The sequence below is a fragment of the Brucella ciceri genome (assembly GCF_041930145.1).
In the GTDB taxonomy this organism is placed as follows: domain Bacteria; phylum Pseudomonadota; class Alphaproteobacteria; order Rhizobiales; family Rhizobiaceae; genus Brucella; species Brucella intermedia.
In genome coordinates this window covers 303,952-318,348 of sequence record NZ_JBHEEV010000005.1, presented here as the reverse complement: position 1 = coordinate 318,348, position 14,397 = coordinate 303,952, and the positions used below count along the sequence as shown (strand labels likewise).

Here is a 14,397-nt window from a genome sequence, read left to right as displayed (position 1 = left end):
TGCGAGGCTCGCCGTGCCGTGCGCCATTCCAGGCGCACAAGCACTGCGTTTTAACGATAGCACTTACTCAGCCGCGACACCGATCCGCATACGCTCCATCTCTTCCAGAGCGCGGCGGTATTCGACCGGCATGACCTTCACGAATTTTGGGCGATAGCTCTCCCAATTGTCGAGAATGTCCTTCGCCCGCGTCGAACCGGTGTAATGCAGGTGATTGGCGATCAGCTGCACGAGACGTTCCTCGTCATGATGGGTCATGTTGGCGGAAACGTCCACACGGCCCTTATGCATGAGGTCGCCGCCATGGTGATGCAGCTTTTCGAGGATGTCGTCCTCTTCCGGCACAGGCTCGAGCTCAACCATCGCCATGTTGCAACGCTGGGCGAAATCGCCTTCCTCGTCGAGCACATAGGCGACACCGCCTGACATGCCCGCCGCGAAGTTGCGGCCCGTCTGCCCGATGACCACGACAACGCCGCCGGTCATATACTCGCAGCCATGGTCGCCTACGCCTTCGACAACCGTCACCGCGCCAGAGTTGCGCACGGCAAAACGCTCGCCCGCCACGCCGCGGAAATAGCACTCACCTTCAAGCGCACCATAGAGCACCGTATTGCCGACGATGATGGAATCTTCGGCAACGATACGCGTGTCTTCCGGCGGACGGATGACGATGCGACCGCCCGAAAGACCCTTGCCGACATAATCATTGCCGTCGCCGATCAGCTCGAACGAGATGCCACGCGCCAGAAACGCGCCGAAGGACTGGCCAGCCGTACCGCGAAGCGTAACGGCGATGGTGTCTTCCGGCAGACCCTTGTGGCGGAAGCGCTTGGCAACTTCGCCGGAAAGCATCGCACCGGCAGAACGGTCGACATTTTTGATCTCCACGTCGATCTTCACCGGCTGGCGGTCTTCCAGCGCTGACATGGCCTCGGCAATCAGCTTGCGGTCAAGAACATCCTCGATCGGGTGATGCTGGCGTTCGGTCCAGTGGATTTCGTGCTTCTCCGCCTCGGGCTTATAAAAGATGCGGCTGAAATCCAGACCCTTGGCTTTCCAATGATCGATCATGGCCTGCTTTTCGAGCAGCTCCGTTTCGCCGATAATCTGTTCCAGCCTGGTGAAGCCCATTTCGGCCAAAAGCGCCCGCACCTCTTCCGCCAGATAGAAGAAGAAGTTGATGACATGTTCCGGCGTACCCTTGAAGCGCTTGCGCAGAACCGGATCCTGCGTGGCCACGCCCACCGGACAGGTGTTCAGATGGCACTTGCGCATCATGATGCAGCCAGCCGCAATCAGCGGTGCGGTCGAGAAACCGAACTCGTCGGCACCGAGCAGCGCGCCGATGATGACATCGCGCCCGGTACGCAAGCCGCCATCCACCTGCAATGCCACGCGGGAGCGAAGCCCGTTCAGCACCAGCGTCTGGTGGGTTTCGGCAAGGCCGATTTCCCAAGGCGAACCAGCATGTTTGAGCGAGGTCAGCGGCGAGGCACCCGTGCCGCCATCATATCCCGACACGGTGATATGGTCGGCGCGCGCCTTGGCGACGCCCGCGGCAACAGTTCCGACGCCTACTTCCGACACCAGCTTGACCGAAATATCAGCAGCCGGATTGACGTTCTTCAGGTCGTAGATCAGCTGCGCCAGATCTTCGATGGAGTAGATGTCGTGGTGCGGTGGCGGCGAAATGAGACCGACGCCCGGCGTCGAATGTCGGGTCTTGGCAATGGTCGCATCAACCTTGTGACCCGGCAACTGACCGCCCTCACCGGGCTTTGCGCCCTGTGCGACCTTGATCTGGATCAGGTCGGAATTGACCAGATATTCCGTGGTCACACCGAAACGGCCCGATGCCACCTGCTTGATTGCAGAGCGTTCCGGGTTCGGCGTGCCGTCGGGCAGCGGATAGAAACGATCCGGCTCCTCACCGCCCTCACCCGTGTTCGACTTGCCGCCAATGACATTCATGGCGCGGGCCAGCGTGGTATGCGCTTCACGCGAAATCGAGCCGAACGACATCGCGCCGGTGGAGAAGCGCTTGACGATTTCCGCCGCCGGTTCAACCTCATCGATGGAAACCGGCTTCAGACCGCGTTCTTCGGCGAAGCGGATATTGAACAGGCCGCGAATGGTCTTCGCCTGCGCCGACTTGGAGTCAAGCATGGAGGTATACTCGGTGAAGGTCTCCGGGTTGGAGGTACGCACCGCATGCTGCAACCTTGCCACCGCATCCGGCGACCACAAATGCGCCTCGCCGCGCATGCGGTATGCATATTCACCGCCCACTTCCAGCGCGGTCAGCAGAACCGGGTCGTTGCCGAACGCGTCGGTATGACGACGAACGGTTTCTTCCGCGATTTCTTCCAGACCAACGCCTTCGATGCTCGTTGCCGTGCCGAAGAAGAACTGATCGACAAAGCGTGTCTGCAAACCGACCGCATCGAAAATCTGGGCGCCGCAATAAGACTGGTAGGTCGAGATGCCCATCTTGGACATGACCTTGAGAATGCCCTTGCCGATGGACTTGATGTAGCGCTTGACCACTTCATGTTCATCGACTTCCGGCGGAAATTCGCGGCGGCGATGCATGTCGAGCAACGTGTCGAAGGCGAGATATGGGTTGATCGCTTCCGCACCGTAACCTGCAAGGCACGCGAAATGATGCACTTCGCGCGGCTCACCTGATTCAACAACCAGACCAACCGACGTACGCAGGCCCTTGCGGATCAGGTGATGGTGCACAGCAGCCGTTGCCAGCAGAGCTGGGATCGGAATGCGATCCGGGCCCACCTGACGATCCGACAGGATGACAATGTTGTAACCGCCATGCACGGCAGCTTCCGCACGGTCGCAAAGGCGCTCAATCGCACCATGCATACCGGCAGCACCTTCGCCAACATTATAGGTAATGTCGAGCGTCTTGGTGTCGAAGCGATCTTCCGTATGACCGATGGAGCGGATCTTTTCCAGATCGCCATTGGTCAGGATCGGCTGACGCACTTCCAGACGCTTGCGGCGCGACGTGCCGACAAGGTCGAAGATGTTCGGGCGCGGGCCGATGAAGGAGACAAGGCTCATCACCAGTTCTTCGCGGATCGGATCGATCGGCGGGTTGGTGACCTGCGCGAAGTTCTGCTTGAAATAGGTGTAGAGCAGCTTCGACTTGTCGGACATGGCCGAGATAGGCGTGTCCGTGCCCATCGAACCGATGGCTTCCTGACCGGTCGTGGCCATGGGAGCCATCAGTATCCGCGTGTCTTCCTGTGTGTAGCCGAAGCTCTGCTGGCGGTCGAGAAGGCTTACGTCCTTGCGGAGCGCACGCGGCTCGACCGGGTTCAGCTCTTCCAGAATGAGCTGCGTATTGGCGAGCCACTGCTTGTAAGGGTGCTTCTGCGCGATCTGCGACTTGATTTCCTCATCCGAAACGATGCGGCCTTCTTCCATATCGATGAGCAGCATGCGGCCCGGCTGGAGACGCCACTTCTTGACGACCTTCTTTTCCTCCACCGGCAGCACGCCTGCCTCCGAAGCCAGAATGACGAAATCGTCGTCGGTGACGATATAGCGTGCGGGACGCAGGCCATTGCGGTCGAGCGTCGCGCCGATCTGGCGACCATCGGTGAAGGCAACGGCGGCGGGGCCGTCCCACGGTTCCATCAGTGCTGCGTGATATTCGTAGAATGCGCGGCGCTCATCCGACATCAGCTTGTTGCCGGACCATGCTTCCGGGATCAGCATCATCATCGCATGGGCAAGGCTGTAGCCGCCCTGATGCAGGAACTCGAGCGCATTGTCGAAGCAGGCCGTGTCCGACTGGCCTTCATAGGAAATCGGCCACAGCTTGGAAATGTCGTTGCCGAACAATTCCGAGTCGACAGAGGCCTGACGCGCCGCCATCCAGTTGACGTTGCCGCGCAGCGTGTTGATCTCGCCATTATGCGCAACCATGCGGTATGGATGCGCCAGACGCCAGGATGGAAAAGTGTTGGTGGAGAAACGCTGGTGCACCAGCGCCACCGCGCTTTCAAAACGCGGGTCCTTCAGATCCTGATAATAGGCTCCGACCTGATAAGCGAGGAACATGCCCTTGTAGACGACCGTGCGGGCCGACATGGACACGACATAGAAGCCCTTATCGTCGCCGTCGTTTTCCTGATAGATGCGGTTGGAAATGACCTTGCGCAGAACGAACAGGCGGCGCTCGAAATCGTCATCCGTCTCCAGCATCGGATTGCGTCCGATGAAGACCTGAACGTGAAACGGTTCGGTTGCGGCGATGTCAGGCGCCTTGGACAGCGATGAGTTGTCGACAGGAACCTCGCGGAAGCCGATGAAGGTCTGGCCTTCGGCAGCGATCACTTCCTTGACGATCTCTTCAATATGGGCGCGCAGTTGCGCATCGCGCGGCATGAACAGATAGCCGACGCCGTAGTGACCCGGCTGCGGCAGATCGATGCCCTGACGCGCCATTTCCTCGCGGAAGAAGCGATCTGGAATCTGCACCAGAATGCCAGCGCCATCGCCCATCAGCGGATCGGCACCGACCGCACCGCGATGGGTGAGGTTTTCCAGCATCTGGAGGCCGCTTTCCACGACCTGATGCGACTTCTTGCCCTTCATATGCGCAATGAAACCAACGCCGCACGCATCATGTTCATTGCGCGGATCATAAAGTCCTTGCGCTGCGGGCAAACCCGCCGCTTTCGTTTTTCGCGTCGTTCGGTTGGAAGCGGTCGTCGCAGCTTTGACCGTTCCGTTCTGTACGTTGTGAGAAACCACAGTCGATACAGATGGCGTCAAATGCGTCATCGTCATTCCCTCCGTTTGGCCCTCATCATGAGGTGCGCGATCAGTATATACCGAGATGGTGTGACAACCATCCCGCCGTTGCTTTGCATATAAAGGAAGCCTTATCGACAAGGCGTTGGACGAGGTTCCGGACGAGCGGCAAAGCCGATGCGAGGAACGATGTTTAGCGCCTTATTCTCATCAGGCTTGGACAGACGACACCCAGCCCGCCGGAACGGCGCACTCGAATTCCTCCTGTCGCGGTCGGGGCGCCTGTTACCGCCAAGCGATCTGCCTGCCGGTTCCGGCGCCTCTTTCTGAAACTTTCGGAGAGCGTTGCGTCGCTTCCGTTCGCATCAGCTTCTAATTGGACAGCATTGCTGTCCTAATTACGTATGACAGAATTCAAATTGCCTCACAAGATGGAAACGCAATTTTTCTCGGCAACTTCCGTAATAAAATATCAAAAGCGGTGATTTTGTGGGCTTTAAATTGCGTTTGGCGCCTTTTGCGTCAGTTTGGCCCCACGCAGTTTTCTTCTTTGATGCCTAAAAAATAGGCAGAGTGACGGCATTTTTATCACAAGCAGACCCAATCGTTGTCGCGGAACGTTGCGCGCCCACGGATACGCTCGAGCGCAGGAACCCAATGAAATCGGCGCGTCGTGCTTTCCGAAAAGTGATTCCGATTCTCCAAACGATGCTGTAGACAGCCATAAACACGAGGGCTGGCGACAGCCTGATTGAACGCATCCGGAGGAACACGTGCATTTTGCGTCAGACAACTGGGCAGGTGCCCATCCGAAAATCGCCGAGAGCCTTTCATTGCATGCTGCGGGTTTTGCGGCAGCCTATGGCGCAAGTGAAATCGACAAGCGCGTCGAGCAACGGTTCAACGAACTGTTCGAGCGTGAAGTTGCCGTATTCTTTGTCGGAACCGGCACCGCCGCCAACTCGCTGGCGCTTGCCAGCGTCAACCGGCCCGGCGGCGTTTCGCTGGTACACCGCGAGGCACATGTGATCGAGGATGAATGCGGCGCGCCGGAATATTTCACCGGCGGGGCCCGTCTGCATCCGATTGACGGCGCACATGGCCGCATCGACCCCGAGCTTCTCAAGCGCGAACTGAAGCGGTTCAATCCGGCCTTCGTTCACGCCGGGCAGCCCATGGCCGTCAGCATCACGCAGGCGACCGAAGTCGGCACACTCTACCAGCCCGAGCATATCGCCGCCATCTCCAATATCTGCCGAGATGCAGGCCTGCCACTGCATATGGACGGTGCCCGCTTTGCCAATGCACTCGTTTCCCTGGACATGACGCCTGCCGAAATGACCTGGAAACAGGGTGTGGACATTGTTTCCTTCGGCGGCACGAAAAACGGTTGCTGGTGCGCCGAAGCTCTGGTCTTCATGGACCCTGCACGCGCCAGGGACCTGCCGTTCATCCGCAAGCGCGCGGCGCAGCTTTTTTCCAAGACCCGTTTCGTGGCCGCCCAGTTCGATGCTTATCTGCAAGACAATCTCTGGCTGGAACTGGCGCGTCATTCAAACGCGCTCGCAACGCGCCTTGCCGGCCATATCAATGCGTCGAGCCAGATGCGCCTTGCCTGGAAACCGGAAGCCAACGAGGTGTTCGCCATCATGAAACAGTCGGTCTATGACCGCCTGCGCAATGCCGAAGCGATTTTCTACGACTGGAACCCGCCGCATTCGGAAGTGAACCGCATCAGCGACGGCGAGATTTTCGCCCGTTTCGTCACGAGCTTCGCCCATACGGAAGAAGACGTGGACCGCTTCGCCGAGTTGATTGCCTGACGCTTTCCAATAAGCATGAAAACAAAGAAGGCGGCGCTTTGAGCGCCGCCTTTTTTTGTACTCAGCTGGAAATGCTTTAATGCGCGGTTTTCGCCTCGATCTGCTGGGCGCTTTCCGAGCCAGCCTTGGTGACTTCGATCTTGCGCGGCTTCATCTGCTCCGGGATTTCGCGCTTGAGATCGATGTGCAGGAGGCCATTCTTGAGGCTCGCACCGGCGACTTCCACGAAGTCGGCAAGCTGGAAACGGCGCTCGAAAGCACGTGAAGCGATACCGCGATAGAGAACTTCACCGATATCGGAAGCATTCTCATCGGCCTTCTGACCCTTCACGGTCAACTGGTTGCGATGTGCTTCGATTTCGAGTTCGCTTTCGGAAAAGCCCGCAACCGCCATGGTGATGCGATAGGTGTTTTCACCCGTGCGCTCGATATTATACGGCGGGTAGGACTGGTTACCTTCCGGCGAAGCGAGCGTATCAAGCATGGTGAAAAGACGATCGAAACCGACCGTGGAACGATAAAGCGGGGAAAAATCTACGTGACGCATGTATTAGCCCTCCTTTAGAGCGACAAGATGCTTGTTCAGCATGATCTCTTCCGAACAGCGCCAGACGCGTCCGGGATCATGCAGGGCGGCGAAATTCCCTTATGGCGAATTCCTTGTTGCCGGCGGCCCCTTCCAGGCGACCGCAAAACTCATTTGGGAACGGTTCTTTTTCATTTCAAGACCAGTAGCGCGCGAAGATTCACGAAACACGGGCTGTCACGCTGCGTAATAACTCCTGATCGATAGGGGGCTACATTCTTGAGGATTCGCCGCACAATGAACCCAAAATGAACATCATCTTTGGCGAGCGTTCAGCCGCTTGGGGCTAATGTCCCACCATGCCTGCTGCAAAGCGGGTTCATCAAAGGATCACGGTTATGAAAAAAGCTGTTCTTGCTTTTGCCGCACTTGCCACCTTCGCGACCGGTTTTGCGACGCCCACCCTCGCAGCCGATAGCGGCCTGCGCGTTCAGGTTCAGTATTACGATGATGACGGCTATCGTCCGCCGCGTCCTTATCCGGGTCCCCGTCCCGGTTGGGATGGTGGCCCGGACCGCCGCCCGGGCTGGGGCGATGACTACGGTCGCCGCGACATCATGAGCCCGCGCCGTATCGCGCGCTCGCTGGAACGCCGCGGCTATGATGTCGGCGATATGCGCCTTAACCGCGACACTTATTTCGTCCGCGCCACGCGGCCAAATGGCCGTCGTGTCATCGTTATGGTCGACGCCTATTCAGGCCGCATCGTCGGCGAACGTCGTCCGGGCGGTTACTGATCTCTCTCTATGTTTCTGAACAGATCAGCTGGCGTAACGTCCCTTGCACTGGCTGTTCTTTGAACCGGAAGTTCGCTCTCGAACTTCCGGTTACTTTTTGTCATCAATTGCTCCATTATGCTGGCAGCGCATATCCCAACCGAACAGAAAGGCCCGCAATCGGATGTCGGAACTGCTTTTCGAAACCGATGCGAATCCCGTCCCGCATGGGATAAGAGCCGGACTGCTTGAAGCACATGGGGGCAAGACGCTGCGCTATGCCATCTTGAAAGTCGAGACAAGGCCGATGCGGGGAACGGTGCTCCTGCTGCAAGGGCGCAACGAGTTCATTGAAAAATACTTTGAAACCATGGCCGACCTGAGTGCTCGCGGTTTCACGGTCCTGACTTTCGACTGGCGCGGACAAGGCGGCTCGACCCGACTGCTGAAGGATCGCCAGCGTGGCTATGTCCGCAGTTTCGACGACTATTCCGACGATCTCGATCTGATCCTGAGCCAGATCGCTTTGCCTGACTGTCCGCCGCCCTTCTACGTCCTCGGTCACTCCGCAGGCGCGCTCGTGGCGCTCGCTTCAATGGGCAGGCTGACATCCCGTGTCAGCCGCATGGTGCTCTGTGCACCCTTCATGGGGCTCGATGGCCAAAAACTCAGCGACGACAACGTGCGCCGCATCGCCTCCGCCTTTCGATGGCTCGGCCTCGGGCGGGTTTATGCCTCCGGCGGACGCAGGCTTGCTTCCCGCCCCTTTGCAGGCAATCCGCTGACCAGCGACCCGGAGCGCTTCATGCGGAATATGGAAATTCCACGTCTTCACCCCGACCTTGCGCTTGGCGGTCCGACAGCCCGCTGGCTCTGGAGCGCGCTCGAAACATCGCGGCGGATCAACCAGCCCGATTTCTACGAAGGACCAACGGTGCCGGTTCTTATCGTCGCCGCCGGCGCGGATCGTGTGGTTTCCACGCCGGTGATCGAACGTTTTGTGGCGCGAACGCGCAATGTCTCACTGACGACGATTGCCGGCGCACGTCATGAAATGCTGCAGGAAGCCGATTTTTATCGGGAGCAGCTGTGGGCTGCCTTCGATGCGTTCATTCCCGGATCGTCGGAAGTCGAGACCATGCCGGAGACCATTGAACCCGTGGCCTCCGGTATTTAGCTAGCTGTTGAGCAGATCGAGCGCTGCCCTGTGCAGTTCGGGAGAAGCGGCGGCGACAATGTCACCGCCCTTTTCCGCCGGGCCACCATCGCGTTGCGTCACCACACCGCCCGCCTGTTCAATCAGCGGGATGAGGGCAACGATGTCATAGGGCTGCAAACCGGCCTCGACCACAATATCGGCAAAGCCGCTTGCCAGCATGGCGAAGGCATAACAATCGACCCCGTAACGCGACAGACGGACAGCATTTTCCAGCCGGTCGAAACCTCTGCGGTTGTCTCCCTTGAAGAGAGCAGGTGTCGTCGTGAACATCGTCGCATCGGCCAGGGCGGCGTTCTTGCGCACCGACAAACGGCGCGGCACATCTTCACCGCTGTGGCGGGCGAGATAGGCGCCATTGCCGTCGCTGTAGAAAAGTTCGCCGGTAAACGGCTGCGACATCATTCCCGCCTTGGCATCGCCGTCGACGGTGAGGCCCAGAAGCGTGCCCCACACCGGCAGGCCAGAAATGAAGGCGCGGGTTCCATCGATGGGATCGATAACCCAGACATGGCTGCGGTCGGTATTCTCCGGTCCGTATTCTTCCCCCAGAATGCCATGGTCTGGAAAAGCCTCGCCAATCACCGCCCGAATCGCGCGCTCCGCTGCGCGATCTGCTTCGGTCACCGGATCGAAGCCAACGCTATATTTGTTGTCTATTTCCGTCAGTTGGCGAAAACGCGGAAGCGTTTCAGCAGCCGCAGCAGCAGCCACTTCGGAAAAAAATGCCTTGTCGATCAGCAACCCCGAACTCCTGTTTCCAATGCATGGCGCGCGCTTGTGCAAACCATGCTAATTTTGCCTATATAATGAGCATGATAAAATCAGCTCAAAAAATATGCTTGTTTTCTTGACGTTAGCGCCGTTCAGACGTAATTTAAATTCCTGACAGGTTTTCCTGTCTATGCCTTTCGGGGCATTTCCTCCCTAGTCTTTGGCCGCGCTCGTATCGTTCGGGCGCGGTTCTTTTTATCTGCGAGAGGAGCTTAAAGGAACGGCTTATTCCGCCGCCAGAGGAGGCGCGACAAAGAGATCATCCGGCAGGGATGTCAGGTCGCTCAGAAATCCATAGAGATCGGTGCAGAGCGTTTCAAAACCGGCAAGCTTGTGCAGGCTCTGTTCATTCACATAGAGGCTTCGGTTGATCTCGATCTGGAGAGCATGGCAAGCGGTAGCTGGCCGTCCATAATGCTCGGTGATGAAGCCACCCGCATAGGGCTTGTTGTGCGCAACCGTGTAACCCAGGTCCTGGAGGAGATCGATGGCAGCCTGCGTCAGCCTTTCGCTGCACGAACGGCCGAAACGGTCGCCGACGATAAAATCCGGTCGTGACCCGACTTCACCGGGACGTGCGCCGCCCGGCATGGAGTGGCAGTCTATCAGCACCGCATAACCAAAACGCTGGCGCGTGGATTGAAGCAAAGCATCAAGCGTCTGGTGATAAGGCTTGTAGAGATCTTCAATGCGGTAAAATGCTTCCGCGAGGGAAATTCGGCCCGGATAAATCAACTGGCCCTCGCCGACCAGACGGGGCACCGTGCCAAGCCCGCCAGCGACGCGCGCCGACTGGCTGTTCACGAAAGGCGGCAACGGCTCGGCGAACATGCGCGGATCGAGCTCATAGGCTTCACGATTCACATCCAGAAAAGCCCGCGGGAAATGCGCCTTGAGCAGGGGCGCCCCGAGCCGCACCGCCGAAGCAAACAAGTCATCGACGTAACAGTCTTCCGAATGGCGAATGCTCAAGGCATCCAGACGCGACGCTTCGATGAAGGAATGCGGGTAATAGCGCCCGCTATGCGGGGAATTAAAGACGAACGGAATGCGCTGTTCCGCCGGAGCGCATATCTCGAAGGGCGGTATCAGACTAAAATCGCGCTCCAAACTCATTCTTCACCCGTTCTCGACCGCAATAGTCAGGCCATTCGCCAACGATCCACGTTAATAACGTAACAAATTACGTCAGACAGCCCATGCGCGCAAATGGCCGGAAGACGAATCTTTCGAACCCTTCCCGGTGTCCATATGCGACAATCCTGTCACACTGAACAGCTTGTTGCCAAATACGCGCCATAACAATTAACATTCGTGCGAGCATTCATTCCATATTTACCAAAGAAGCGTTTTCTACGGTGGATATTGAGTCGTTAAGGGTCAGCTTTTGAGCGATGAACACGACACAGAATTCGGACGGAACAATGAAGAGAATCCTTCTAGCTGAAGATGACAATGATATGCGCCGCTTCCTCGTCAAGGCGCTGGAAAAAGCCGGTTATCACGTGACGCACTTCGACAATGGTGCGAGCGCCTATGAAAGATTGCAGGAAGAGCCCTTCTCGCTTCTGCTGACCGACATCGTCATGCCGGAAATGGACGGTATCGAACTGGCGCGCCGCGCGACAGAAATCGACCCCGACCTGAAGATCATGTTCATTACAGGCTTTGCCGCTGTCGCGCTCAATCCCGATTCGGACGCACCGCGCGACGCAAAGGTGCTCTCCAAGCCGTTCCACCTGCGCGATCTGGTGAATGAAATCGAAAAAATGCTGATCGCCGCCTGAGGCGATCCGGTGGATTTGCGGCCCTTTGTTTTGTCATCAACAAAAAGACGAAAAAACTTCATAAAAGGGCATTGACGGGCGCAACGCGATATGGTGTATGCGCCACATCGAATGGGCGTGTAGCTCAGTGGGAGAGCACTACGTTGACATCGTAGGGGTCACAGGTTCAATCCCTGTCACGCCCACCATTCGAACTCCAAACAAATCAATTGGTTATGGAAAAGTAGCGCTGCTGATATGTAGCGCACTTCAGGTTTGTCGACCCTGAAATGAACCTATTGGTTATTCGACCAAATCCACACGCCCAATAGCTTCAACCCATGCCCGCATGATGTGGTTCGCCTCCATCAGGGAACGCTGTGGACCGCGCGGTATGCACCGCGAATGGGTGTTGGGGGGCGCCAAGCCGCCCCTCGAGCTTCAAGGCCAATCAAAATTGGCGGATCGTCTCACGCACCTGTTCATCAATAAGATCCGTGACTTTCTGGGCGGCTTCGCGCTTTTCAACAGCCCGAGCGATACTCGTTTCGCTCTCTTCAAGAATTTTCAGATACTTGGTTTTCAAGTCGCTATTTTCAGGGACGGCACCGATGTTTTCTCGAATGCGCTCCTGCTCTCCAGCAAGGCGTTGGATATCTTCACTGGATTTTTCCAATTCCCTGTGCGCATCGACCTGCTTCCTGCGTGCCTCGGCAAGCTGTGCAAGCTTTTCCGCCACCCCCTTGTCGCTGGCGGACGACGACCAGCCCAGCAGAACGTCCGGTTCCGCGTCAGCCAGTGTGTAGCTGTTACTTAGGAGTAGTTCGTCTACCGCGGTGATGGAAGCTTCGCCCCCCGCTTCAACATTTGTCTGCAACCGGTGATGCGTGGCGGTTCGACCGTTTTCTGCCTGCGATACAAACGACCAGCCCTCACGAACCGGATGCTCGATCACGATTGTCCGTTCACCATCCAGAGCACCCGAAATCGTATAGGTCGTGGTTTCCAGCAGTTTTTCTGTCGTGCGGATCGCCCCATCCACGACTTTGATATCCACGATCTTCTGCGTTGGCTTGCGATCCTCGGTTACGGTCACTTTCCGGTCCGTGGCAAAACTTGCCATGCGTGTATCGCCCTTGGGCAAGCCCGCGAGTTCGGCATCACCAATATAGCCTGCATTGGCATCATAAACGGTCAGGATACCGCCCGTCATGCTTGCGCCCGTCGAATTGCTGATCTTGATCGCCGCAATCGGATGGCGCAGCTTGCTTCCCGCGGTATAGACAGAAACCATCTGTGCCTCCACCGAGGCATCCGCAATAGGAACCGAGAGGGTATCGCCATTTGTCAAATCGTAGCTGCCGGGCAAATCGAAGGTGGCTGAAGTGTCGCTTTCGGTGGCAGTTGCGCCAGTCTCCGCCTCCCCTGTCCCACCACCATAGTCCGCGGGAGCCGGCGCTACTGCCGCCTGCTCCGCTACAGTCTCCATGGCTGGCGCCATCATGGCTTTTTTATCGGAAGCGGCGCGCGTCCGAACTCGATTTAACAAGTTGCCTGTATCGGGTGCCGCCACATTATCCGACGCCGTGTTGACGACGACTTCTGACCGCTCTTTCCAGTAGAGCTGATGCAAGCGCTGTTTCAACGTAACGGGATCGGCCGAGGACAGCGCGATCTTCACACCTTTCCAATCTACTCCGCTGGCATTTTCAAGTATGGCCCACGCCTGAAGACGAGCCTTGGCGTCCTTGCCGACAACCACCCGATAGGCTGTCTTCCAGATCGGCGCGGCGATCACATAGTTAAGCCGGACTTCTTGTCCACCAGTTCCGGCAATATGCACATTAACGACACGTGCACCGTCATTCTTTGCGCGTCCCGTCGCCGCAACGGCGTCGGCCAGTTTCTGGCGCATTTCAGGATCTTCGACTGTCAACGCGGCATCGTCGCCAAGTTTGAGTGTGTCAATCCGGTCGTCCTTGCCAAGCACTGTCAGCAGTGCACGTTCCGCCGTTTTCTCGCTGTCGCGCGTTTCCACGCCAAGAACCTTGCCCGTCACTGTTTTTCCGCCACTCGTGACCGATACTACCGTACCTTGCATGGACGCGAGAAGTGCAGGCGCTGACGCTAAAGTTTCAGGCGTGAACGGCAGGCCCTTGAAAGTTTCCTCGAGAGGCCTTGGTCCGGCGAGCGATACCCGATCGATCGTTCCAGCGTTGCCATTCAAGACCAGGCTTTTCAGAATGTCGTCGACCTGGTCGAAGGGCACTTCGATCTGTATCGTTCCGTCAGCCGTTGGGACGGCTTTTCTGGAAATTTCCGCCAATCCGCCAGAGGATAACCGGATCGCGTCGATCCCACCGCCATCACCCGCTACGGCGATACCGGAAAGTGCAGTACCAAGGAGCAGTGCGGCAGCCCCGGCTACATGGATGCGTTGGAACACTGTAAATCTCCTCAGAACAGAATCGGCGCAGGACCTTATCGTTTTCGGAATTTCGGTCAAAACTTCGGCTTCGTCGTGGCTTTTTAAGCCATACAGACGTTAATCATCCATTTGATCCTCGGATAGGAAGCCTGCACAGCCATCCACAAGTGTCTTATGGAGGATGGCGAAGCAGTCAGCGAATGATCCCTCTCCGGCCCGGCTACGACGGAAGGCGGGACGGGCGACCTTGTTGGTTATGCTTTCAGCATGATCGTGTGCACAGTCGCAGACCACTCCACCGGC

The 14,397-nt window shown here is 57.5% G+C and carries 9 protein-coding genes and 1 tRNA gene; 5 read left to right on the top strand and 5 right to left on the bottom strand.

Annotated elements, in window-relative coordinates; all coding sequences use genetic code 11:
- Window positions 1-63: 63 nt before the first annotated feature.
- A complete protein-coding gene (gltB, locus tag JNC63_RS12485; RefSeq protein ID WP_063621281.1) occupies window positions 64-4,815 on the bottom strand; it encodes a glutamate synthase large subunit in 4,752 nt (1,583 codons plus the stop codon).
- Between the two features lie 743 nt (window positions 4,816-5,558).
- On the opposite strand from gltB, the gene JNC63_RS12480 reads away from it, so the two are divergent.
- The gene (locus tag JNC63_RS12480; RefSeq protein ID WP_374846374.1) at window positions 5,559-6,608 is read left to right on the top strand and encodes a threonine aldolase family protein; all 1,050 of its coding nucleotides are present in this window, start codon (window positions 5,559-5,561) and stop codon (window positions 6,606-6,608) included.
- A gap of 76 nt (window positions 6,609-6,684) precedes the next feature.
- Here JNC63_RS12480 and JNC63_RS12475 read toward each other — a convergent pair whose 3' ends face one another.
- On the bottom strand, window positions 6,685-7,155 hold the full coding sequence (locus JNC63_RS12475; RefSeq protein ID WP_006469490.1) for an Hsp20 family protein: 471 nt from the start codon (window positions 7,153-7,155) through the stop codon (window positions 6,685-6,687).
- A 377-nt stretch (window positions 7,156-7,532) separates the two neighbouring features.
- Between JNC63_RS12475 and JNC63_RS12470 the strand changes: the two genes are divergently transcribed.
- Both JNC63_RS12470 and JNC63_RS12465 read left to right on the top strand, forming a co-directional pair.
- Window positions 7,533-7,931, top strand: coding sequence for a PepSY domain-containing protein (locus JNC63_RS12470; protein ID WP_063621258.1), 399 nt, complete (start codon window positions 7,533-7,535; stop codon window positions 7,929-7,931).
- 163 nt (window positions 7,932-8,094) lie between these two features.
- Window positions 8,095-9,087 (top strand): alpha/beta fold hydrolase, encoded by a 993-nt coding sequence (locus JNC63_RS12465; RefSeq protein ID WP_063621256.1) that lies wholly within the window; start codon window positions 8,095-8,097, stop codon window positions 9,085-9,087.
- Here the strand turns inward: JNC63_RS12465 and hisN are convergent, their stop codons facing one another.
- Window positions 9,088-9,870, bottom strand: a complete 783-nt coding sequence (gene hisN / locus JNC63_RS12460; protein ID WP_063621254.1) for a histidinol-phosphatase — start codon at window positions 9,868-9,870, stop codon at window positions 9,088-9,090.
- A 255-nt stretch (window positions 9,871-10,125) separates the two neighbouring features.
- On the bottom strand, window positions 10,126-11,016 hold the full coding sequence (locus JNC63_RS12455; RefSeq protein ID WP_063621252.1) for an N-formylglutamate amidohydrolase: 891 nt from the start codon (window positions 11,014-11,016) through the stop codon (window positions 10,126-10,128).
- A gap of 308 nt (window positions 11,017-11,324) precedes the next feature.
- On the opposite strand from JNC63_RS12455, the gene cpdR reads away from it, so the two are divergent.
- Both cpdR and JNC63_RS12445 read left to right on the top strand, forming a co-directional pair.
- Entirely contained in the window at window positions 11,325-11,687 is a 363-nt protein-coding gene (gene cpdR / locus JNC63_RS12450; RefSeq protein WP_002966536.1) for a cell cycle two-component system response regulator CpdR, read from the top strand.
- Between the two features lie 113 nt (window positions 11,688-11,800).
- Window positions 11,801-11,875 (top strand) — tRNA-Val (locus tag JNC63_RS12445).
- Window positions 11,876-12,117: 242 nt separating this feature from the next.
- On the opposite strand, the gene JNC63_RS12440 is transcribed toward JNC63_RS12445, so the two are convergent.
- Entirely contained in the window at window positions 12,118-14,172 is a 2,055-nt protein-coding gene (locus tag JNC63_RS12440; protein ID WP_081375262.1) for a DUF4139 domain-containing protein, read from the bottom strand.
- Window positions 14,173-14,397 lie beyond the last annotated feature (225 nt).